Here is a 21,356-nt window from a genome sequence, read left to right on the forward strand (position 1 = left end):
GCCGCCAGGTTCGGGCTTTCCTCATGCTGAGCGGGCAAGCCCGCAAAGGCGGGCCGCCATGCACAAATTATTTCACAAATGGCTTTTTATCTGCATCTTTCCTGCCTTTTGCCTCACACTTGCCGCATCCTACCTGTTGCAGACCCGGCAGGCCGAAGAAAACGCCCGCCATATGCTTTCCAGCAACCTGGACGATGGGGAAAAATATCTGCGCATGGTCATCACCAATGCCGCCTACATCCGCGAAATTTCGGATGCTGGCGCGCTGGCCAAGGCGCGGGCCTTTGCGGCCATAATCACGCAAAACCCAAACATCCTTAACGTCCCAACCATCTTACACTTTTTGCGCAAACTGCTGGATGTGGAAGAGCTGAACGTTGCGGATGACCGGGGCGTGATCATAGCCTCCACGGGCCCCTTTGCGGACTACGACATGGCGTCCTCGCCGCAGTCTGCGGCATTTTTGCCAGCCCTGCGCGATCTGGATTTTGCCCTTGTGCAGGATATTGAAGAGCGCGGCGCAGACCACGAACCCTTTCAGTATGCTGGTGTGGCCCGCCGCGACTGCACTGGCATTGTGCAGATCGGCTATTCACCCAAGCGACTGACAGCCGCCTTGCGCTCCGCTGCGGTGGATCAAATCGCACCGCGCTACCATATTGGCTCCAACGGTTTTATGGCCATCGCCATTTACGGAGCCGTCATCAGCACGGGCAACGAGACCGCTGTTCCCCTTGGGGCGAATGTGGACGCCCTCGGCCTCATACAGCCAGAAGGCAAGGGGCTGGTTTCCATTCTCGGCAAGCAGTACATCTGCCAGAGCATCGAGGTGGAGGGCTACACCCTCTTTGCCCTGCTGCCCCGCAGCGAGGTATTTTTTTCGCGCGACAGCATGCTCCTGTACATCGCGGCCTGCAATATGGCGCTGTTTGCCGTGATTTTCTGGATGGTGTCGCATCTGGTCAAACGGCTGGTTATCAACGATGTATACCGCGTCAACGAAGACCTGCAAAAAATCACGTCCGGCAATCTGGATGTGGTGCTCAACGAGCGCACCACGCCGGAATTCGGGCTGCTCTCGGACGGCATCAACAAGACCGTGCAGAGCCTCAAGGCGGCCATCAGCGCCGCAGCGGGCCGCATAGACGCAGAGCTGGAATTTGCCCGCGCCATCCAGTGCTCCTCGCTGCCAAGCGTTTTCCCCGCCTATCCAGAGCGGGAAGACTTTGACATTTTTGCCGTCATGCGCGCCGCCAAGGTGGTGGGCGGCGATTTTTACGACTTCTATCTGCGGGATAAAAACCAGCTTGTGATTGTGGTGGCCGATGTGGCGGACAAGGGCATCGGCGCGGCCCTGTTTATGATGACGGCCAAGACCCTCATCAAGAGCCTTGCGGAATCGGGCCTTTCCCCGGCAGAGATTTTCACGCAGGCCAACAAACGCATCACGGCGCACAATGATCAGGATATCTTTCTCACTGCCTTTCTGGCTGTGCTCGACCTCACCACCGGGCGGCTGATCTGCGCCAATGCCGGGCATGAGCATCCGCTGGTATTCAAACACGCCGAAGGCCGCTACGCATGGCTTGAAGCAGGCCATGGCCTGCCGCTGGGGGCAATGCCCAATTCTCGGTACAAGGAGCAGACCTTCCAGATTGCCCCCGGCGACCGTCTGCTGCTCTATACTGATGGCGTCAGCGAGGCGGAAAACAGCCGGGGCGAACGTCTTGGCCTCAGCGGCATAGAAAGCGCCGTGATGGGTACCGAGCGTATGGATGCGGAGCAGACCGTGCAGGCCCTGCTGCGTCGGGTGGACGACTTTGCCGCTGGCGTTGAGCAGGCGGACGACATCACCATTCTGGCGCTGGAATTTACTGGTCTGGCTTGGGATGAACTGCTCATAACGGCGGATGACGCTCATCTGGAAACTCTGCTGGCCTTTCTGGAAGAAAAGCTCAAGGTCGCCCAGTGCCCTGCCGCCACCCTGCCAATGCTGCTGGTTACTGCGGAAGAAGTCTTTGCCAACATTGCCCACTATGCCTATGCCCCGGATCAGGGAACAGTGCTGGTGCGCTGTCGGGCGCGCTCCGGGCCTTTCCAGGCCGTGATGCAGTTTCAGGATACAGGCCGCCCCTTCAACCCCCTTCACCAGCCGGACCCGGATACAAGCCTGCCCGCCGAGCAGCGCCGCGAGGGAGGCCTGGGCATTGCCATGATGCGCAAGATCATGAGCAGGATGGAATATGCCCGCACCGCGGACGGCAAGAACATTTTAACCCTCTGGAAACAGGAAGACGCCTGAGTCCGGGGCCTGGCTGGGTCCGTCTGATTTAGCCCACGCCAGCCTACCGCATCAGGTGCGGTATCTTCGCGGGTTGCCGATTCTGCCAATGCCCATAGGGAGTAGCATCATGGAAGCAAAAAAAGCCATCATCGAGACAGTGGCAGAATACCTTGCCCCCCTCTTCGGCCCAGCCACAGAAATTCTGGACGATGACTACACCAAAGAAAATTTTGAAGACCTCGCCGAGATGAACGGCAGGCGCTTTATGCTGCGGGTCGCCCTTACCGGCCAACCGGAGGATGAAGTGTACCTCTTCCGCGCCATTCCGTTTACAGAAACGGAGCAGGCCATTGCCCGAACCATCCTTGATGAATGGGAAAAAATCTTCACCACGCCCCATATAGATGATTACGCCGCTGTGTGCATACGGCAGGCGCAGATCATCGGCATTGCCAAAATACTCTCGCCAGAGCGCCACACAACGGTGCTGCGCATGCTGAATCTGCTGTCGTTCTGGTCGAGTGAAACGTATGAAGGCGACAAGATCTCCTTCTGCGTGGGCATTGACGAAGACGACCTCCGCCCCGGCAGCGTGAATTTTTTTGATGCCTGCAAGGAAGACTACGCCAAGGTGCTCACCTCCGGCTGCGACACCCTGCTTGTGTGCAATGCAGAGGGCGGCATAACCGCCTACTGCGAGGCGGCATTGCCCGCAGAGGCCGAGGCGGCCCATGTTTACGCGCCTCTGTCCTTTCTGCCCGTGGCCTATTGGACATCACAAAACAGGTGCGCCTTTTGCCTCAGCAGAAACGGCGACATCCTCATCTTCAAAAACAGGCAGTTATTTTTTGCTAAAAGGCGCGGCAAGTGGCTGCATTTTTCGCATCAGGCCTACCTTGCCGAGCTTGGCTATCAGGGGCAAGGCGGCAGCAGGGGCACCATTGAGGCGCTGTACCTGAGCCTGCTCGACGTTTCATTCAGGCACAAGGGCGCGTGTATCGGCTTTTTCCGCACAAATGCCGTTACTCCGTGGATGATAAACGAGCGCCGCAATCAGCGCATTGGGCAGAACATTTCTCAGGATGAACTGGTGCGTATTTCGCAAGACAGGCTGCACGACTACCTGAACGAAATAGTCAGCCAGGGCGACATGCTAGGGCACGATGCCAGCAGCAAAACCGCACTGCTGCGCTCGGCCCTGCCAAGCCTGAATTTTGCGCAGATTCCGCGCAAGCTGCGGGCCGAACTTCTTTCCATTGATGGCGCAACCCTGATCTTTGACGATGGCAGCGTTTTTGCGGTGGGGGCTATCCTCAAGATTCCCGGCGGCAGCAGCAGCGGTGGGCGCAAGGCGGCAGCCATGACCCTGGCCGAGCACGGCATCGGCATCAAGGTTTCCAACGATGGGCATATCACGGCCTGGAGCCGGAGAGCCGAGGAGGGGCAGGCCCTGTTTGAAATAGGTTAAGGCGCGGCCAATTTTAAGGCGGCTGGAAAAAACGTTCTTTTATGCGCCTGCCAGTGCGGTTTGTGTGCTCAAACGAGAATAACCGCTCCACCCGGCGATTTTTTTGTCTTGTCATGAAGTTCCCACTGAGGTAAATTAGTGAACAGAGGCTTTTTTATTTTTCTCTCCCGCTTTTTTTGCTTGCCAAGGACTCGGATTCCTAGTATGCATCCTCTTTCAACGATTGGTGCGGGAGGCTCCTTTCTGTTTTTCAATAACTTACTGACCAAGCATATATATTAAAGGTAATGCCCTGACCCCAGCCCTGTTTACCCAGACAGGGATGGGTTTTTTACGCCTTGCCCGCAGTAAGTTCTTTTTAGCCTTCCCACCAGATTACGCTTTCAGGGTGCAGTGACAGCAAGTTTTTTGCCCGCCGGCTTAGGCATGCTGATTTGTCTCGCGCAGCCGGGGCGCAACCGCTACCTATCTTGAGGTACCCATGGGCCAGCTCACCAAACAGTTCGGCAAGATCAAGGTTTCCCTCCCTATCCCACATCTGCTGAATCTGCAGATAGATTCTTACCAGAAATTCCTTCAGGAAGGCGTTTCAGATGCCGACCGCAGCCCAGAGGAAGGGCTGGAAGGTGTGTTCCACACCGTCTTCCCCATTGAGGATTTCAATAAGACCGCCAGTCTTGAGTTCGTCAGCTATGAAATCGGCGAACCCAAGTACGACCAGGCCGAGTGCATTTCCAAGGGGCTGACCTACGAGGCACCCATGCGCATCAAGGTGCGCCTGGTTGTCTATGACACCGATGAAGCTTCGGGCAACCGCACCATCCGCGACATCAAAGAGCAGGATATCTATTTTGGCACCCTGCCCCTGATGACGGAAAAGGGCACGTTTATCATCAACGGCACCGAGCGCGTCATCGTTAACCAGTTGCAGCGCTCGCCGGGCATCATCTTTGAGCACGACGGCGGCAAGACCCACACCAGCCGCAAAGTGCTCTACTCCTGCCGCATCATCCCCATGCGCGGCTCGTGGCTCGACTTTGACTTCGACCACAAGGATATTCTGTACGTCCGCATCGACCGCCGCCGCAAGATGCCTGCCACCATCCTGTTCAAGGCCATGGGCATGAGCAAGGAGCAGATTCTTGAATACTTCTACTCGCAGGAGCACTACCGCATTGAGTCGGCCAGCAGCCTGTTCTGGGAAGTGCGCAAGGACCTGTACCGCAAGGACAACGCCTACGCCGACATCATCGATGCGCAGGGCAATGTCATTGTCAAGGCTGGCAAGCCCATCACCAAGCGCAGCTGGCGCCTGATCTGCGAAGCGGGCATTGAAGCTATTGAAGTTCGCCCCGACACGCTGGACGCCATGTTCCTGGCTTTGGACGTGGCCGATCCCAAGACCGGCGAAGTGCTGGCCGAAGCCGCGGACGAAATCACCGCAGGCCTGCTCGACCGCTTCCGCGAAGCGGGCATCACGCGCATTGCCGTGCTGCACACCAAGGGCACGGATACGTCTTCGTCCATCCGCGATACTCTGGTTCAGGATCGCATCCCCGACCAGCAGAAAGCGCAGGAAGAAATCTACCGTCGTCTGCGTCCGTCTTCTCCGCCTACCCCGGAAATTGCGGCCAGCTTCTTTGACAACCTGTTCCGCAACGGCGACTACTATGACCTGTCGCCCGTGGGCCGCTATAAACTCAACCAGCGTCTGAGCCTGGATGAGGCTGACGACCTGCGTACGCTGACCGACCACGACATCCTCACCGCCATCAAGGTGTTGGTGCAGTTGAAGGACAGCCACGGCCCCGCCGATGATATCGACCACCTTGGCAACCGCCGTGTGCGTCTGGTGGGCGAACTGGTGGAAAACCAGTACCGCATCGGCCTTGTGCGTATGGAACGCGCCATCAAGGAGCGCATGAGCCTTCAGGAAATTTCCACGCTCATGCCCCACGACCTTATCAATCCCAAGCCTGTGGCGGCTGTGCTGAAAGAATTCTTCGGCACCTCGCAGCTTTCGCAGTTTATGGATCAGACCAACTCGCTCTCCGAAGTGACGCACAAGCGCCGCCTTTCGGCTCTGGGCCCCGGCGGTCTTACCCGTGAACGCGCGGGCTTTGAAGTGCGCGACGTGCACACCTCGCACTATGGCCGCATCTGCCCCATTGAAACGCCTGAAGGCCCGAACATCGGTCTGATCGTTTCGCTGACAACCTTTGCCAAGGTGAACGACTACGGCTTTATCGAAACGCCTTACCGCGTTGTGCGCAATGCCCGCGTTACCAATGATGTGGTGCACCTCGATGCATCCCGCGAAGGCGGTCAGGTTGTGGCCCAGGCCAACGCCCGCACCGACGCCGATGGCAATCTGCTTGACGAATACGTTACCGTGCGCGTCAAGGGCGAAGTGGAAATGAACCTGCGTGAAGAAGTGACCCTGATGGACATTTCGCCCAGCCAGATGGTCTCCATCTCTGCCGCGCTCATTCCCTTCCTGGAACACGACGACGCCAACCGCGCGCTCATGGGTTCAAACATGCAGCGTCAGGCCGTGCCGCTTCTGCGCGCCGAAAAACCCCTGGTGGGCACCGGCATGGAAGTGGACGTGGCCCGCGACTCCGGCGCGTGCATCGTGGCTCCCGCTCCGGGCAAGGTGGAATATGTGGACGCCGACCGCCTCATCGTTTCGTACGAAGGCGATGTGTTCCCCAAGCAGGGTGGCGTGCGCGCCTATGATCTGCTGAAGTTCCACAAGTCCAACCAGAACTCCTGCTTTGGGCAAAAGCCCACCTGCTACCCCGGCATGCCCGTGAAAAAGGGCCAGATTCTGGCTGACGGCCCCGGTATTGACGAAGGCGAACTGGCCCTCGGCAAAAACCTGGTGGTCGCCTTCATGCCCTGGTGCGGTTACAACTACGAAGACTCCATCCTCATTTCCGAGCGCACCGTTCGCGAGGATACCTTTACCTCCATTCATATTGAAGAATTCGAGGTAGTGGCCCGCGATACCAAGCTTGGACCGGAGGAAATCACTCGCGATATTCCCAACGTCAGCGAAGAAATGCTGCGCAACCTGGACGAAAGCGGCATCATCCGCATCGGCGCAGCGGTCAAGCCCGACGATATCCTTGTGGGCAAGATCACGCCCAAGGGCGAAACCCAGCTTACCCCTGAAGAAAAGCTGCTTCGCGCCATCTTCGGCGAGAAGGCGCGGGATGTGAAAAACACCTCCCTCAAGGTTCCCCCGGGAGTGGAAGGCACCATCATTGACGTGAAGGTCTTCAACCGCCGCTCCGGCGAGAAGGACGACCGCACGCTGACCATTGAAAGCCACGACACATCCGTGCTGGACCAGAAGGAATCTGATCACCTTCGCGCTTTGTCCGACCGCACCCGCGTTCAGATTGCCCCGCATGTGCTGGGCAAGCAGATCGCAGCCGCAGTGCCTGGCAAGAAGAAGGGCGAAGTGCTGGCCGAAGTGGGCGCAGCCCTGACTGAAGACGTGCTTGAACAGATCCCCGTGAAGAAACTCGCGGGCCTGTTCAAAAGCAAGGAAGTCAACGACGCCGTGGCCGATGTGCTCAAGTCTTACGACCAGCAGGTTGAATACCTGAAGGCCATTTACGACTCCAAGCGCGAAAAGGTTACGGAAGGCGATGATCTGCCCCCTGGCGTCATCAAGATGGTCAAGGTGCACATCGCCATCAAGCGTAAGCTCTCTGTGGGCGATAAAATGGCTGGCCGCCACGGTAACAAGGGTGTTGTTTCCTGCATTCTGCCGGAAGAAGACATGCCGTTCTTTGCCGACGGTCGCCCCGTGGACATCGTGTTGAACCCCCTGGGCGTGCCTTCACGTATGAACATCGGGCAGATCATGGAAACCCACCTTGGGTGGGGCGCCAAGGAACTGGGTCGGCAGCTGGCCGAACTGGTTGACTCCGGCGCGGCCATGCAGGTTGTGCGCGAAGAATTGAAGGGCGTTTACAATTCGCCTGAAATCAACGCCCTTGTGGACAGCATGAACGATGAGGAATTCAAGGCCTCCGCCCTCAAGCTGCGCAACGGCATTGTTACCAAGACCCCGGTGTTCGACGGCGCGACCGAAGAAGAAATCTGGGGCTGGATGGACAAGGCTGGTCTTGCCAACGACGGCAAAACCACCCTGTACGATGGCCGCACGGGTGTTCCCTTCAAGAACCGCGTGACCACGGGCGTCATGTACATGCTCAAACTGCACCACTTGGTTGACGAAAAAATCCATGCCCGTTCCACTGGCCCCTACTCGCTGGTGACGCAGCAGCCCCTCGGCGGTAAAGCCCAGTTCGGTGGTCAGCGTCTTGGCGAAATGGAAGTGTGGGCTCTGGAGGCTTACGGCGCGGCCTATTTGCTGCAGGAATTCCTTACGGTCAAGTCGGACGACGTGACCGGGCGCGTGAAGATGTACGAAAAGATCGTCAAGGGCGACAACTTCCTTGAAGCCGGTCTGCCCGAATCCTTCAACGTGTTGGTGAAGGAACTCATGAGCCTTGGCCTCAACGTGACCCTGCATCAGGAAGAAGGCAAGAAAAAGCCCAAACGCGTGGGCTATATGAAAGAACGCGAGGAAGAGGCGTAACAGCCCCTTTCTGCGGCCCCGGAAACGCGTTGCGTTGGCCGTGAGCGGTTATGCCTCTCACGGCCAACGACAGCATGGCTAACGATTTCAACGAGCTTTTTACAAAGCAAGGTATACTATGAGCCTGGACGATCTTTTCACCGCACGCGGCGCGTCGACCAACGTGACGAACATCCGCAACCTGAAAGCCATCCAGATTTCCATCGCATCGCCCGAGGCCATTCGTGAATGGTCTTACGGCGAAGTGAAAAAGCCGGAAACCATCAATTATCGTACCTTCAAGCCGGAGCGCGACGGCCTGTTCTGCGCCAAGATATTCGGCCCCGTGAAGGACTATGAATGCAACTGCGGCAAATACAAGCGCATGAAGCACCGCGGCATCGTCTGCGAAAAGTGCGGCGTTGAAGTTATTGCCTCCAAGGTGCGCCGCGAGCGCATGGGCCACATTGAGCTGGCTGCGCCCGTTGCCCACATCTGGTTTTTGAAGACCCTGCCTTCCAAGATCGGCACCCTGCTCGACATGACCATGGCCGATCTGGAAAAGGTGCTGTATTTCGACTCCTACATCGTTCTTGATCCCGGTCAGACCAATCTGCAGAAGCGTCAGGTCATTTCTGAAGACCAGTACCTCCAGATTCTTGACCACTATGGCACGGACGAAGTTCTGACCGTGGGCATGGGCGCCGAAGCCGTGCGCAGCCTGCTGGAAGAGCTGGAGCTGGAAAAGCTGCGCGCCGAACTGCGCGAAGAAGGCGAATCCACCAAGAGCCAGACCAAGAAGAAAAAGATCACCAAGCGCCTCAAGATTGTCGAAGCTTTCCTTGAGTCGGACAACAAGCCCGAATGGATGATCATGGAAGTCATTCCTGTCATCCCGCCGGAACTGCGTCCTCTGGTGCCGCTGGACGGTGGCCGCTTTGCCACCTCTGACCTCAACGACCTTTACCGTCGTGTGATCAACCGCAACAACCGTCTGAAACGGCTGATGGAACTGGGCGCGCCCGAAATCATCATCCGCAACGAAAAGCGCATGCTTCAGGAAGCTGTGGACGCGCTCTTCGACAACGGTCGTCGTGGCCGCGCCATTGCAGGCACCAACGGTCGCCCGCTCAAGTCGCTTTCCGACATGATCAAGGGCAAGCAGGGCCGCTTCCGTCAGAACCTGCTCGGCAAGCGCGTTGACTACTCCGGCCGTTCGGTTATTACCGTTGGCCCTTACCTCAAGCTGCACCAGTGCGGTTTGCCCAAAAAGATGGCTCTTGAGCTGTTCAAGCCCTTCATCTATGCCGAACTTGAAAAAAGAGGCCACGCCTCCACAATCAAGAGCGCCAAAAAGATGGTGGAGCGTGAAGAGCTGGTAGTGTGGGATATCCTTTCGGAAGTGGTGCGCGAATACCCCATTCTGCTCAACCGCGCCCCTACCCTGCACCGTCTGGGCATTCAGGCCTTTGAACCCCTGCTGGTCGAAGGCAAGGCCATCCGTCTGCATCCGCTCGTCTGCTCGGCCTACAACGCCGACTTTGACGGTGACCAGATGGCCGTGCACATTCCCCTTTCGGTGGAAGCGCAGATCGAATGCCGCGTGCTCATGATGAGCACCAACAACATTCTCTCGCCCGCCAACGGCGGCCCTGTCATTGTGCCTTCTCAGGATATCGTGCTTGGTCTGTACTACATGACCGCCGAGCGCAGCTTTGAGCAGGGCGAAGGCATGAGCTTCTGCGCCCCCTGGGAAGTGGAAGCCGCCTATGACGGCGGACAGGTTTCGCTGCATGCCCGCGTCAAGGTGCGCATGCCCGATGGTCACATGTACGACACGACCCCCGGCCGCGTGCTGGTGAGCGACATCCTGCCCGAAAAGCTGGGCTTCGAAAACGTCAACTGCGTGCTCACCAAGAAGAACATTGCGCGTCTCGTGGGCGCGGCCTACCGGCAATGCGGCATCAAGGCCACGGTCATTCTGTGCGACCGCCTCAAGGACATGGGTTACGAATTCGCCACCAGGGCGGGCGTGACCATCGGCGTGAAAGACCTCACCATTCCTGAAAGCAAGAAGCACATTCTGGCTGCCTCGCAGGCGGAAGTGGACGACATTGAACATCAGTACCGCGACGGTATCATCACCCGTACTGAAAAGTACAACAAGGTGGTTGACGTGTGGACCAAGGCCACACAGGACGTCTCGGCAGAGATGATCAAGGATATCTCCTACGACATCCTCACTGATCCCAAAACCGGCAAGCAGGAAAAGAACCAGAGCTTCAACCCGATCTTCATGATGTCCAATTCGGGCGCTCGTGGTAACCAGGACCAGATGCGTCAGCTCGCAGGCATGCGTGGTCTTATGGCCAAGCCTTCTGGTGAAATCATTGAAACGCCTATCACATCTTCGTTCCGCGAAGGTCTGTCGGTGTTGCAGTACTTCACCTCCACCCACGGTGCTCGTAAGGGTCTCGCCGATACCGCCCTCAAGACGGCCAACTCCGGTTACCTTACCCGCCGTCTGGTTGATGTTGTGCAGGACGTTATTGTCTGCGAACACGACTGCGGCACTGTGGACGGCATCGAACTGACTCACCTCAAGGACGGCGGCGATATCAAAACCCCGCTGGCCGAGCGCGTCATTGGCCGTGTGCTGCTCTACCCCGTGTTTGATCCCGATGATCCAAACACCGTGCTGATGCCCGAAAACACGCTTATTGAGGAAAAGGAAGCCCAGCTTATCAGCGACAAGGGCATTTCCTCCATCACCGTGCGCTCGCCCCTTACCTGCCAGGCCGAACGCGGCATCTGCGCCCTCTGCTACGGGCGTGACCTTGCCCGCGGGCACCTGGTCAACACGGGCGAAACCGTGGGTATCATCGCGGCCCAGTCCATCGGTGAACCTGGCACGCAGCTTACCATGCGTACCTTCCACATCGGTGGTACCGCCTCGAGCACTATTGAAAAGAACAAGTTTGAAGCCCAGAACGCGGGTCGCGTTATCCTGAACCGCGTGCGCGCCGTCACCAACCGCGACGGCGTGGAACTGGTGCTCGGCAAGAGCGGCCAGCTCACTATTGTGGACGCTCAGGGCCGCGAACGCGAAAAATACATTCTGCCCAACGGCGCACGCCTGCTTGTCCATGACGGGCAGGAAGTGACCAAGGGCGTTGTGCTGGCCGAATGGGATCCGTTCAACGAACCCTTTGTCTGCGAAGAAGAAGGCGTTATCCGTTTTACGGACATCATCGACGGCAAGACCGTGCAGGAAAAGGTGGACGATATTACCCGTCAGGCATCCCTGACCATTATGGAATACCGCACCACCAACTTCCGCCCGTCCATTTCCATCTGCGATGAACACGGCAGCGTCAAAAAGCGCAGCCACGGCGGCACGGCGGCGGTCTACACCCTGCCCGTCGGCTCCATCATCATGATCAAGGACGGCGCAGACATTCAGGCCGGCGACATCATCGCCCGTAAGCCCCGCGAAACATCCAAGACCAAGGATATCGTGGGTGGTCTTCCGCGCGTGGCCGAGCTCTTTGAAGTTCGCAAGCCCAAGGACATGGCCGTGGTTTCCGAAATCGCGGGTACTGTCACCTACGCTGGCGAATCCAAGGGCAAGCGCAAGCTGGTGGTTACGCCTGAGATCGGCGAGGCCAAGGAATACCTGGTACCCAAGGGCAAGCACATTACCGCTGCCGACGGCGACTTTGTGGAAGCGGGCGATCCGCTGACCGAAGGCTACCCCGAACTGCACGATATTCTGCGCACTCGTGGCGAAAAGTACCTTGCCCGCTACCTCGTGGACGAAATCCAGGAAGTGTACCGCTTCCAGGGCGTGGGTATCGACGACAAGCACATCGAAGTTATTGTGCGTCAGATGCTCAAGAAGGTTACGGTTCTCGATTGCGGCGGCACCAGCTTCCTCGTGGGCGAGCAGGTGGACAAGGCCGAGTTCAGGGCTGAAAACCAGAAGGTCATTGCCGAAGGCCGTGTGCCAGCGACAGCGGAACCGCTGGTGCTGGGTATCACCCAGGCTTCGTTGACCACCTCTTCGTTCATTTCGGCGGCCTCTTTCCAGGAAACCACCAAGGTGCTTACCGAGGCGTCGCTCAAGGGCAAGATGGACTACCTGCGCGGCCTTAAGGAAAACGTCATTGTGGGTCGCCTCATTCCTGCCGGTACCGGCTACCGCGAATACGTCAACGGCGATATCGTGGTTCCCGACCAGAAGGAACGTCCCGACAAGTTCCTTGAAGACCTTGAAGAAAATCCTGTTCTGGTTGACCTGAACAACTAGGCAGACAGAATAAACCGGGCCATGGCCTGGAGACTGATAGCCCCCTTTGGAAGTTCACTTCCGAAGGGGGCTTTGCGTTGGCGCGCGTGAGAGCCAGCGGGGCATCAACGTCTACGCACTGGCCCGTCCACGGCCTGTATACGGCCTGTATACGGCCTGCTGCCTCCACGGAGGCAGTTTCACCCACGGCATGCCCCTCTTGCCGCAGTAAACTTCTCTATTCCAAAATCCTGCCACCACATGTTGCTTGTCGCCTCAGGTGCCAGCCACATCAGCCAAGGCCTCCTCACGCCACACACTAGCCCCTAGAACAGTCCAATCAGGTTCACAGGAAGCACAATCCATATTGAGCGCCATAAATAAAGCCGCCCCCCTTTATACACGCAAGCGCCTGCAGTTATGCGTTGTGCAGATTATCAAGATGCTAACCGGGCATTTGCGTTGCGGATATTTTAAGATTGTACACACAAACACCATTACTTATAGAAACAATAAGCAATCTTTTAACTACGTTTATACGCAAATCATCTACACTTCTTCATCAAAATATTTTTTAAAACATTAATTGTATCGTTTTACTATGCAATGGCAGTGTTTATTACAATATCAATACATTAGCTTTTACGCCGATTGTGCATTTTTTCTCATTCAAAATAGATTGTCAATCCTTTCAGTAGTTGAGCTTAACTTGAAGTTTTTTGCATAAAAAAATCCATACCTCGTTGACACAGTATCTTTAATATGAGAATAGTTTTGTACGGATTAATTACATCAAGTTTTTTATTAATTAATTGCTCTTTTTAACCGCCTCATATAGACTGGGGCGCGACTGCGGAAGACGCAGGGGGTTGTTATGTCAGCTTTGTCAGAACGCGATTATCTGGCCGATGAAATTTGCGAACTGTTCACCAAGCTCACAGGCGATGCGTATGCCGAAGACATGGCACGTGCGCGCAAGCTGGCCGAAGGGGGAAACCCTCACGATCACTGGCTGCACACCACCAGGCTTGACTACGAATCGCGCCTCTTCATGTACATGGCGGCGGCTTTTGCCATGCGTTGCATGAAGGGCGAACCCTACAAGTGCGCCGTCTTCATGCGCAGCGCGGCCGAGGCCCTTAGCCAGCCCCAGGACTAGGCGAATGTCGACAACGGGAAATCCCGACGCATGTGCGCGGGATTTCCCCAATTGTGCCCGGCACAATTCAGGCCGGGAAAACACCAGCTGGATTTTGTCAGGAAGCAAGGATCCATCATGCGGGAAAAACTTATCAGATTCAGAACCACTCTCCCCTGCCTGTTATTATTGATCTGCGGCCTGGCGGCTTTGCCCGGCGCGGCGTGTGGCAACGAGCTTGTGCCCGTTACCACGCCCGCAGTGAGCAAGCCAGAGATGCCCAAGGTCTTTTTTCCCCATGACAAGCATGTGGACGCAGTGGAGGCCAAGAACGGCGACTGTTCAACCTGCCACAACATGACAGATGCAGGCATGTCTGAAACCCTCAAGGACGTAACATCGGTTCCGGCGAAAAAGCAGGTTGCTTACATGCACACCGCCTGTACCGATTGCCACGTCAAAGCTGGCAAGGGCCCGCGTCTTGTGGACTGCCGAGTCTGCCACAGCGAACGCACCGCATCTGAGTTTGCCGGCAAGAAGAAATAGCCAGTAGGCTCAAGGTACACCGAAGAATACGTTAGGAGGCAGATCAGATGCTGGATTTCATTACCGGACCACTTTTCATTATTTCAATTGCCGTATTTGTTGTCGGCCTGCTTGCACGCGCCGTCTTGTATGTGCGCGGCCTTGATGCCCGCCTTGAGCGGGTGGCATACAGCTATCATACCGAGCGCTCCATCCCGGGTGCGCTTGCTTCCATTTTCAAATGGCTTATCCCTGGCGGCACCAGCGGCTGGCGCGCCCAGCCGGTTGCCACCATTCTTTTCTTTCTTTTGCATTTCGGCGCTGTGCTTATACCGCTGTTTCTTCTTGGGCACACGGTTTTGCTTGAAACCTATGTGGGCATAAGCCTGCCGTCGCTTCCCGGCGGCGTTGCCGATGTGCTTGCCATCATGGCTCTTTCCGGCATTGTTCTGCTCGCACTGCGGCGTCTTGCATCACCGGCGCTCAGGCAGCTCAACAGCGGCCAGGATTGGCTTATTCTGCTTTTGACCTTTCTGCCCTTTGCCACGGGTCTTATGGCGCGCCTTGACGGCGGCGCCTACCAGACGTGGATGATAGCCCATGTGCTCAGCGGCGAACTGTTTCTTCTGCTGGCCCCCTTCACCAAGCTTTCGCACATTGCCCTCTTCTTTATGTCCCGTGCGCAGATCGGCATGGACTTTGCCATTAAAAGAGGCGGCGCAACGCGCGGCGGCGCTTTCCCCTGGTAATCGGGGCAAACGAATTATCTTTTCGCCTGAAAGGAGCGAACCATGTCCGAATTGCTGTGCACCCCAACCCCCGTCACCACCAAGGAAGGTATCCTTGATCTGCTGAAGGACAAGGGCGGGGCGCAATATTATGCCCAGATGAAGGAACTGAAGGTCGATCAGGAAGCCCTGGCCCGCGACCTCGAGCAAACCTGCAAATCGCGCACCCGCACATGGCTCAGCGTCTGTGCGCACTGCGCCATGTGCGCGGATAGCTGCTTTTTCTACCGCACCAACAACAACGATCCCACGCAGATTCCCTCGTACAAGATTCAGGCGACGCTGGGCGAGCTGCTGCGCCGCAAGGGCAAGGTTGACGCCGCGTTCATGATCAAATGCATGGACGCTGCCTGGGGCAAGTGCACCTGCTGCAACCGCTGCGCCGTTTACTGCCCGCACGGCATTGATACGGGCGTTATGTTCAGCTATTTGCGCGGCATCCTCTTCAAGCACGGCTTCATCCCGTGGGAAATGAAAATCGGCTCCGGCATGCACCGCGTTTACGGAGCGCAGATGGACGTGACCGAAGAAGACTGGGTTGAAACCTGCGAATGGATGGTCGAAGAACAGCAGGATGAATGGCCTGACCTGGAAATCCCTGTTGAAAAAGACAACGCGGACGTCATGTACATTCTCAACGCCCGCGAAGTGAAGCACTATCCTGAAGATATCGCTCAGGCCGCCATTCTCTTTCACGTTACAGACACCAACTGGACAGTGCCGCGCGAAGGCTGGGAGAACACCTCTCTCACCATGTTCGCTGGCGACTGGGAAGGCTGCGCGCAGAACGTCAAACGCATCTACGCCGCCATTGAGCGCCTCAAGCCCAAGGTGGTTGTAGGCACGGAATGCGGCCACGCCCACCGCGCCACCGTTGTTGAAGGCCCCTACTGGGCCGGACGCGAAAGCGGTGATCCGCCGGTGCGGTTCATGCATTATGTGGAATGGGTTGCAGAAATGTTGCGCACGGGCAAGATCAAGATTGACCCTGCCAAAAAGCTCAAGATGCCCTGCACCCTTCAGGATTCGTGCAACTATGTGCGCAGCCACGGGCTTGGCAAGGCCACGCGCGAAATCATGAGCTACATTGCGGAAGACTTCCGCGAAATGGACCCCAAGGGCGACCACAACTTCTGCTGCGGTGGCGGCGGCGGCCTTAACGGCATTGGCCTGTACCGCAAAGAGCGCAACGTGGGCCTGAAAAACAAGCTGGACCAGATCAAGGCAACCGGCGCGGAACTGGTCATAAGCCCCTGCCATAACTGCTGGGACGCCATCCGCGACATGATGGAAGTCTACGAGGAACACAACATCAAGTGGTCGTTCCTCAAGCCGCTGCTGGTTGATATGATGATCATTCCGGATCACATCAACCACAACGAAGTATAAAAAAATGGGCCGTCTGTGCGGCAGACGGCCCAACAAAACAAGAGTTCCTCAAAAGAACCTGAAAAAACTCGCCGTCTGCCGCGCCAGCATTTGTCCTTTTGCCTGACGCGGATAACGGAGCGAACCACAGCCCTGACGGTCGGGTACTATCCCAGCCCGACCGTCAGGCGAGTATCAAACAAAAGCGCTATGCCATTGCGGCGCTGACGGTAGAAAGCAGCGCTTCGCTCGAACAGTTTTTTGAAAGAACGGGAATCCCCGTTCCAAAGCTCACAGGCCGGGGCCCAACAGATGTGCACACCACCGCCGGAAGCGACCTGGTGTTCGCATTGCGACGCAAACGACTGTACATGATGGTGCCGGATGTTCCCTCCAGCTCCACATCAAAAACAACGCAGTCGGGCCTGTCGCTGGCAATTTGGGCCAGGCTTTCAGCACAGGTGCTGGCGGTGCTTACCCGGTAATTACACTGCTGAAGGGTTTGGGACAGTCTGCTTTGGCTTTCGGCATCGCTGTCTACCAAGAGAATATGCTTTTGCATTGGTGCCTCCGAAGTCGGTCTCCGGCAGAAGCGGAGAAGAAGGTTGCGCCACCCTGCGGCGGGCGGCTTGCCGCGGCGCTGAAGCACTACTCTGTCGAACGGAACTGAGAGTCACAGCTTCGAGCGAACTGTTCATGGAACGGGCGACCATATCCCAGGCGTCCAGCGCAGTTTTGCCTCTGGGGGCAACATTGCTGACACCAGGCAGGGAAATGCCGCCTTCAACTGCAATGATTATGTCGGCGAGCGTTATCTCATCAGGGGTGCGCGCCAGCATGTGGCCTCCGGCAATGCCACGAACGCTTTTGACAATGCCCTCAGACTGAAGCAGCCGCATGATTTTTTGAACAAACTTTTCAGATATGCCGGTGCAGACCGAAAGTTCGGACGCAGAGGCAGGGATTTCGTCATCTTGTTCAGAAAGGCACAATAACAAGTGCAAAGCATGGCAGGCCATTGTCGAAATACGCATAGTCATTCCTTATTTTGCAGGAGACAATAACTATCTCTAAACTGTATCTGTCTAATTTAGACTGTTCTGCTCAACTTTTTAGCGCACCAAAATGATGGCGTCAAGCGGGTACCGGCGGGCCCAAATGAACGTCACCGCCCAAATTTCGCCATGCTTTCAATGATGTGAATAGTTTCGCAACCTTTTGACGAAGAAAAAAAAATACTGCCCATAGCAAATATAATGTGTTAGTTTTGTGCGTCATTAGTCATAGCTAGCCGCAGCATCGGCGCAGAGACGCCGGCAGTCATGGCAGATGGAAACTATTCAATCTGCACACAAGAGGGACCCGCAATGAAGCTTTCTGCAAAAACCCGGTATGCCGCCAGAATTCTGCTTTTTCTGGCAAAAAACGGTCTTGAGAAACCGGTCTCTTCAAGCCAGTTGGCTGCACAAACTGGCATAAGCTCACAATTCAGCGAACAGATTTTGCGCCAGCTGCGCCTGGCTGGCATAACGGGCAGCATCCGTGGGGCCAAGGGCGGGCATGTGCTTTTGCGCAAGCCCGAAGAACTCACATTTGGATGCATTGTCAAACTGATGGAAGGCGGCATCGAACTGACAAACTGCATGGAAAAGCCCGGCGAGTGCGCGCGCTTTGATGGGTGTGAAGTCCGAAAAGCCTGGGAGAACCTGCAGGCGACACTTGATGGCGTTTTTGAGTCAATTACACTGCGCGATCTTATGCATGACCCGCACATTCTCCTGTAGGAAGCACGGTTTCTATCACAACTGCCTTTTATACAAGCATACCATTTGACACACAAAGGTCGGCCCACGCCGACCTTTTTTATTATCTCAATATTACTGATAAATTTTATCATACTAAAAAAGTATATAATTTTTCATCCCAAGCTTGTTAAAAAAAAAATTTAGTTTGCTTGAAAAAATTTTTTTATAGGTGTAATCTACTTGATTTAGTTAAATAAAATTAGGTTAATCCAGATTAAGTTTACTGTATTGTTTCCATCTGACATCTTTGCATTTTTTGTAATTTTGAGTATCAGGGGGGTCACCGTACACCTTGACTAAGTCGACTATTGTGATCAATTCCTGATTATAACGGTCAGATTTAATTCAGGCGTCGGCCCATTAAAAGGAGAGGTTGCAGGCAGGCAGACGCATGCCGGGCTTGAAAGCGTGTCGGCTGTGCCGGCCGCAACTAACCCACGATCTAGCGGCATCTTGACCCCACGGGAGTAAACGCATGACCACACTTTTTTACATTCTTGGCTATCTGGCGGTAGCCGGCTTTTTCTGCATGGCCTACCTCAAGATCAAATCGTATCTTGCAGCCAGCCCCCTGCACGTACGCTGGGAACTGTACCCCGTGCCTCACGAAGGCTCCAAGACGGTGTACGGCGGCAGCTTTATGGAAGAAAAGGACTGGTGGACCAAGCCTCGTCACATCGCTCACATGGGCGACGTCAAGGCCCTGCTGACCGAAGTGCTTTTTCTGCACGCCACCTTTGAACACAACCTCAAACTTTGGGTGCGCACCTACCCCTTCCATGTGGGCATGTACATGCTCATGGGCGGCACCATCGTGGTGTTGTTTGCCGCCATCGCGCAGGTTCTGGGCCTCAACCCCCAGGGCGGTCTGATGATCTTTGTCGGCAACATCATCAGCGCCTGTGCCCTGGCTGGCACACTGTGCATCATTGTGGGCGGCGTCAGCCTTATTTTGCGCCGTCGCGCCGATGACGGCCTGCGCCGCTACAGCACCCCCGAGCACTACTTCAACCTGCTTGTCTTCGTGCTCTTCGGCGTGCTGGGCCTGGCTGCCTGGGCTTCCGCTCCTTCCTACTTCGAGCTGGCCCGCACCTTCATGCACAACCTGATCACGTTCCACTTTGCCCCGCAGACCAACGTGCTGTTCAGCCTGCACCTGCTGGTGGGCTTCTTCCTGCTGATATGGATTCCCATGACCCACATGGGCCACGTCTTCATGAAGTACTTCACCTACCACGACATCCGCTGGGGTGACGAACCCACCAACTACAGCCCCAAAAACCAGCAGAAGATCATGGACGCCCTGAAGTTCAACGTCACGTGGTCTGCCGATCATATCAATGGCGATGGCCAGCCCAAGACATGGGTGGACGTGGCCACCACAAATCCCGCAGCCCCCAAGAAGGAAGACTAGGGAGTTCCACAATGAAAGATAATCTGCAATTGAAAGATGTTTCCACTGCCGAAGGGCAGATGGTCAGCATTGACCTCAAGGATATTCCTGAGCTTCCCCTGGACGTGCACACCATGCCCTGGAAGCCCTTCACCGATGAACAGAAGCAGAACACCGCCTGCATCCTTGACGATGTGTGCGTGCTGAACATTCCTGTGCCCAAGAACAAGGAAGAAGAAGAGGAACTGGTCAACAGGTTCCTCAACGGCATGCGCAAGCTGTTCACCAAGGAAAACAACTGGACCTTCCTGCCCATGCTCGAAACCAGCATGGACTACTGCGCCCAGTGCAACTCCTGTTCTGATGCCTGCCATCTGTACGAAATGTCGGGCAAGAACGAAATGTACCGGCCCAACTTCCGGTCTGAAATCTTCCGCCGCATCTACAAGCAGTATGTGAAGAAAGAACCCTTTGCCAAATGGCGCTACGGCGACATGGGCCTGAACTGGAAGACCGTGGCCCGCCTGGGCGAGCTGGCCTACCGCTGCAACCTTTGCCGTCGCTGCGCGCAGACCTGCCCCATCGGTGTGGACAACGGCCTGCTGGCCCGCGAAATCCGCAAGCTTTTCAGCCAGGAGATGGGCATCTACGCCCGCGAACTGCACGAAAAAGGCACCATGAACCAGATGAAGTGCGGGTCTTCCACCGGCATGACGCCTGAAGTGGTGAAAGAAAACGTGGAGTTCATCGACGAGGACTACACCGAAATCACCGGCGTGGGCATCCACACTCCCTTCGACGTGCAGGGTGCAGACATCATGCTGCTGCACAACGCTGGCGAAGTGATGGCCTGGCCTGAAAACATCGCCGCCTTCTCGCTGATCTTCCAGGAAGCTGGTCTTTCCTGGACGCTTTCGAGCAAGGCCCTGGCATACGACGGCGTGAACTACGGCGTATTCTACGACGACGCCCAGACCGCCCGTATTGCCCTGCAGCACATGATGGCCGCCAAGGAACTTGGCGTGAAGAAGATCGTCATCGGTGAATGCGGCCACGCCCACAAGGCCCTGACCGTTATCGCCGACCGCGTTATCCCCTTCGAATATCAGGTGCCGCGCGAAAGCTGCTATGTGACCCTGCACGACATCGTCATGTCGGGCCGCCTCAAGCTTGATCCTTCGCGCAACAACTTCCCCGTGACCCTGCACGACCCCTGCAACATCGTGCGCCTCATGGGCATTGTTGAACCCCAGCGCGAAATCGTGCGCAAGATTGCGCCCATGTTCCGCGAAATGCCCTGCCACGGTGTGGACAACTACTGCTGCGGCGGCGGCTCCGGCTTTGCCATCATGACCCGCAACAACATCGAGCAATGGCGCGGCAACATCTCTGGCCGCAAAAAGATGTGGCAGATCGGCGAAGCCTTCAAGGATTGCCTTGGACCGGAAACCCGCAAGTACATCTGCGCTCCCTGCTCCAACTGCAAGGGCCAGATCCGCGAAATGCTGGAACACAACGATCTGTACACCAAGAACAACTTCGCATACGGCGGTTTGGTGGAACTCATCGTCAACGCCATGGTCAACGTGAACCCCGGGTTCATCAAGTTTGAAGGCGAAGAAGAATAGTTTCCCGACCGAGGGATAAATAGAAAAGGGGGCGCAAGCCCCCTTTTCTATTTATGAGCGTTGCCATCGGCAAT

General features: G+C 56.2%; 13 protein-coding genes. 11 read left to right on the forward strand and 2 right to left on the reverse strand.

Going from position 1 to position 21,356, the window contains the following annotated elements; all coding sequences use genetic code 11:
• Positions 1 to 58 precede the first annotated feature (58 nt).
• The 8 genes from ACUZ9P_RS14340 to hmcF all read left to right on the forward strand — a co-directional run bounded on the left by ACUZ9P_RS14340 (position 59) and on the right by hmcF (position 16,477).
• Positions 59 to 2,302 (forward strand): SpoIIE family protein phosphatase, encoded by a 2,244-nt coding sequence (locus tag ACUZ9P_RS14340; RefSeq protein WP_449250207.1) that lies wholly within the window; start codon positions 59 to 61, stop codon positions 2,300 to 2,302.
• Between the two features lie 109 nt (positions 2,303 to 2,411).
• On the forward strand, positions 2,412 to 3,752 hold the full coding sequence (locus ACUZ9P_RS14345; RefSeq protein ID WP_449250208.1) for a hypothetical protein: 1,341 nt from the start codon (positions 2,412 to 2,414) through the stop codon (positions 3,750 to 3,752).
• Between the two features lie 481 nt (positions 3,753 to 4,233).
• On the forward strand, positions 4,234 to 8,370 hold the full coding sequence (rpoB, locus tag ACUZ9P_RS14350; RefSeq protein WP_449250209.1) for a DNA-directed RNA polymerase subunit beta: 4,137 nt from the start codon (positions 4,234 to 4,236) through the stop codon (positions 8,368 to 8,370).
• A gap of 118 nt (positions 8,371 to 8,488) precedes the next feature.
• Positions 8,489 to 12,658, forward strand: a complete 4,170-nt coding sequence (gene rpoC / locus ACUZ9P_RS14355; RefSeq protein WP_449250210.1) for a DNA-directed RNA polymerase subunit beta' — start codon at positions 8,489 to 8,491, stop codon at positions 12,656 to 12,658.
• Between the two features lie 853 nt (positions 12,659 to 13,511).
• Positions 13,512 to 13,796 carry a hypothetical protein gene (locus tag ACUZ9P_RS14360; RefSeq protein WP_022658301.1) on the forward strand — a complete coding sequence of 95 codons (285 nt, stop codon included), beginning with the start codon at positions 13,512 to 13,514 and terminating at the stop codon, positions 13,794 to 13,796.
• A gap of 117 nt (positions 13,797 to 13,913) precedes the next feature.
• Entirely contained in the window at positions 13,914 to 14,321 is a 408-nt protein-coding gene (locus ACUZ9P_RS14365; protein WP_449250211.1) for a cytochrome c3 family protein, read from the forward strand.
• Between the two features lie 47 nt (positions 14,322 to 14,368).
• Positions 14,369 to 15,049: a sulfate respiration complex protein HmcE gene (gene hmcE / locus ACUZ9P_RS14370; RefSeq protein WP_298998004.1), complete on the forward strand. Its 681-nt coding sequence runs from the start codon at positions 14,369 to 14,371 to the stop codon at positions 15,047 to 15,049.
• A 42-nt stretch (positions 15,050 to 15,091) separates the two neighbouring features.
• Positions 15,092 to 16,477 (forward strand): sulfate respiration complex iron-sulfur protein HmcF, encoded by a 1,386-nt coding sequence (gene hmcF, locus ACUZ9P_RS14375; protein ID WP_298998002.1) that lies wholly within the window; start codon positions 15,092 to 15,094, stop codon positions 16,475 to 16,477.
• A gap of 187 nt (positions 16,478 to 16,664) precedes the next feature.
• Here hmcF and ACUZ9P_RS14380 read toward each other — a convergent pair whose 3' ends face one another.
• Together ACUZ9P_RS14380 and ACUZ9P_RS14385 are read right to left on the reverse strand one after the other, a co-directional pair.
• A complete protein-coding gene (locus ACUZ9P_RS14380) occupies positions 16,665 to 17,018 on the reverse strand; it encodes a response regulator (RefSeq protein WP_449250212.1) in 354 nt (117 codons plus the stop codon).
• Complete coding sequence (locus tag ACUZ9P_RS14385) at positions 16,942 to 17,490, reverse strand: RrF2 family transcriptional regulator (protein WP_449250213.1); 549 nt, start codon at positions 17,488 to 17,490, stop codon at positions 16,942 to 16,944. The genes ACUZ9P_RS14380 and ACUZ9P_RS14385 overlap by 77 nt, the downstream gene beginning before the upstream one ends.
• A 333-nt stretch (positions 17,491 to 17,823) precedes the next feature.
• Between ACUZ9P_RS14385 and ACUZ9P_RS14390 the strand changes: the two genes are divergently transcribed.
• From ACUZ9P_RS14390 to ACUZ9P_RS14400, 3 genes are all read left to right on the forward strand, one after another.
• Entirely contained in the window at positions 17,824 to 18,240 is a 417-nt protein-coding gene (locus tag ACUZ9P_RS14390; protein ID WP_192112874.1) for an RrF2 family transcriptional regulator, read from the forward strand.
• A gap of 496 nt (positions 18,241 to 18,736) precedes the next feature.
• Positions 18,737 to 19,675, forward strand: coding sequence for a respiratory nitrate reductase subunit gamma (locus ACUZ9P_RS14395; RefSeq protein WP_449250214.1), 939 nt, complete (start codon positions 18,737 to 18,739; stop codon positions 19,673 to 19,675).
• 11 nt (positions 19,676 to 19,686) lie between these two features.
• A complete protein-coding gene (locus ACUZ9P_RS14400; protein ID WP_449250215.1) occupies positions 19,687 to 21,282 on the forward strand; it encodes a (Fe-S)-binding protein in 1,596 nt (531 codons plus the stop codon).
• Positions 21,283 to 21,356: the final 74 nt, after the last annotated feature.

The organism is Desulfovibrio intestinivivus, assembly GCF_053570665.1.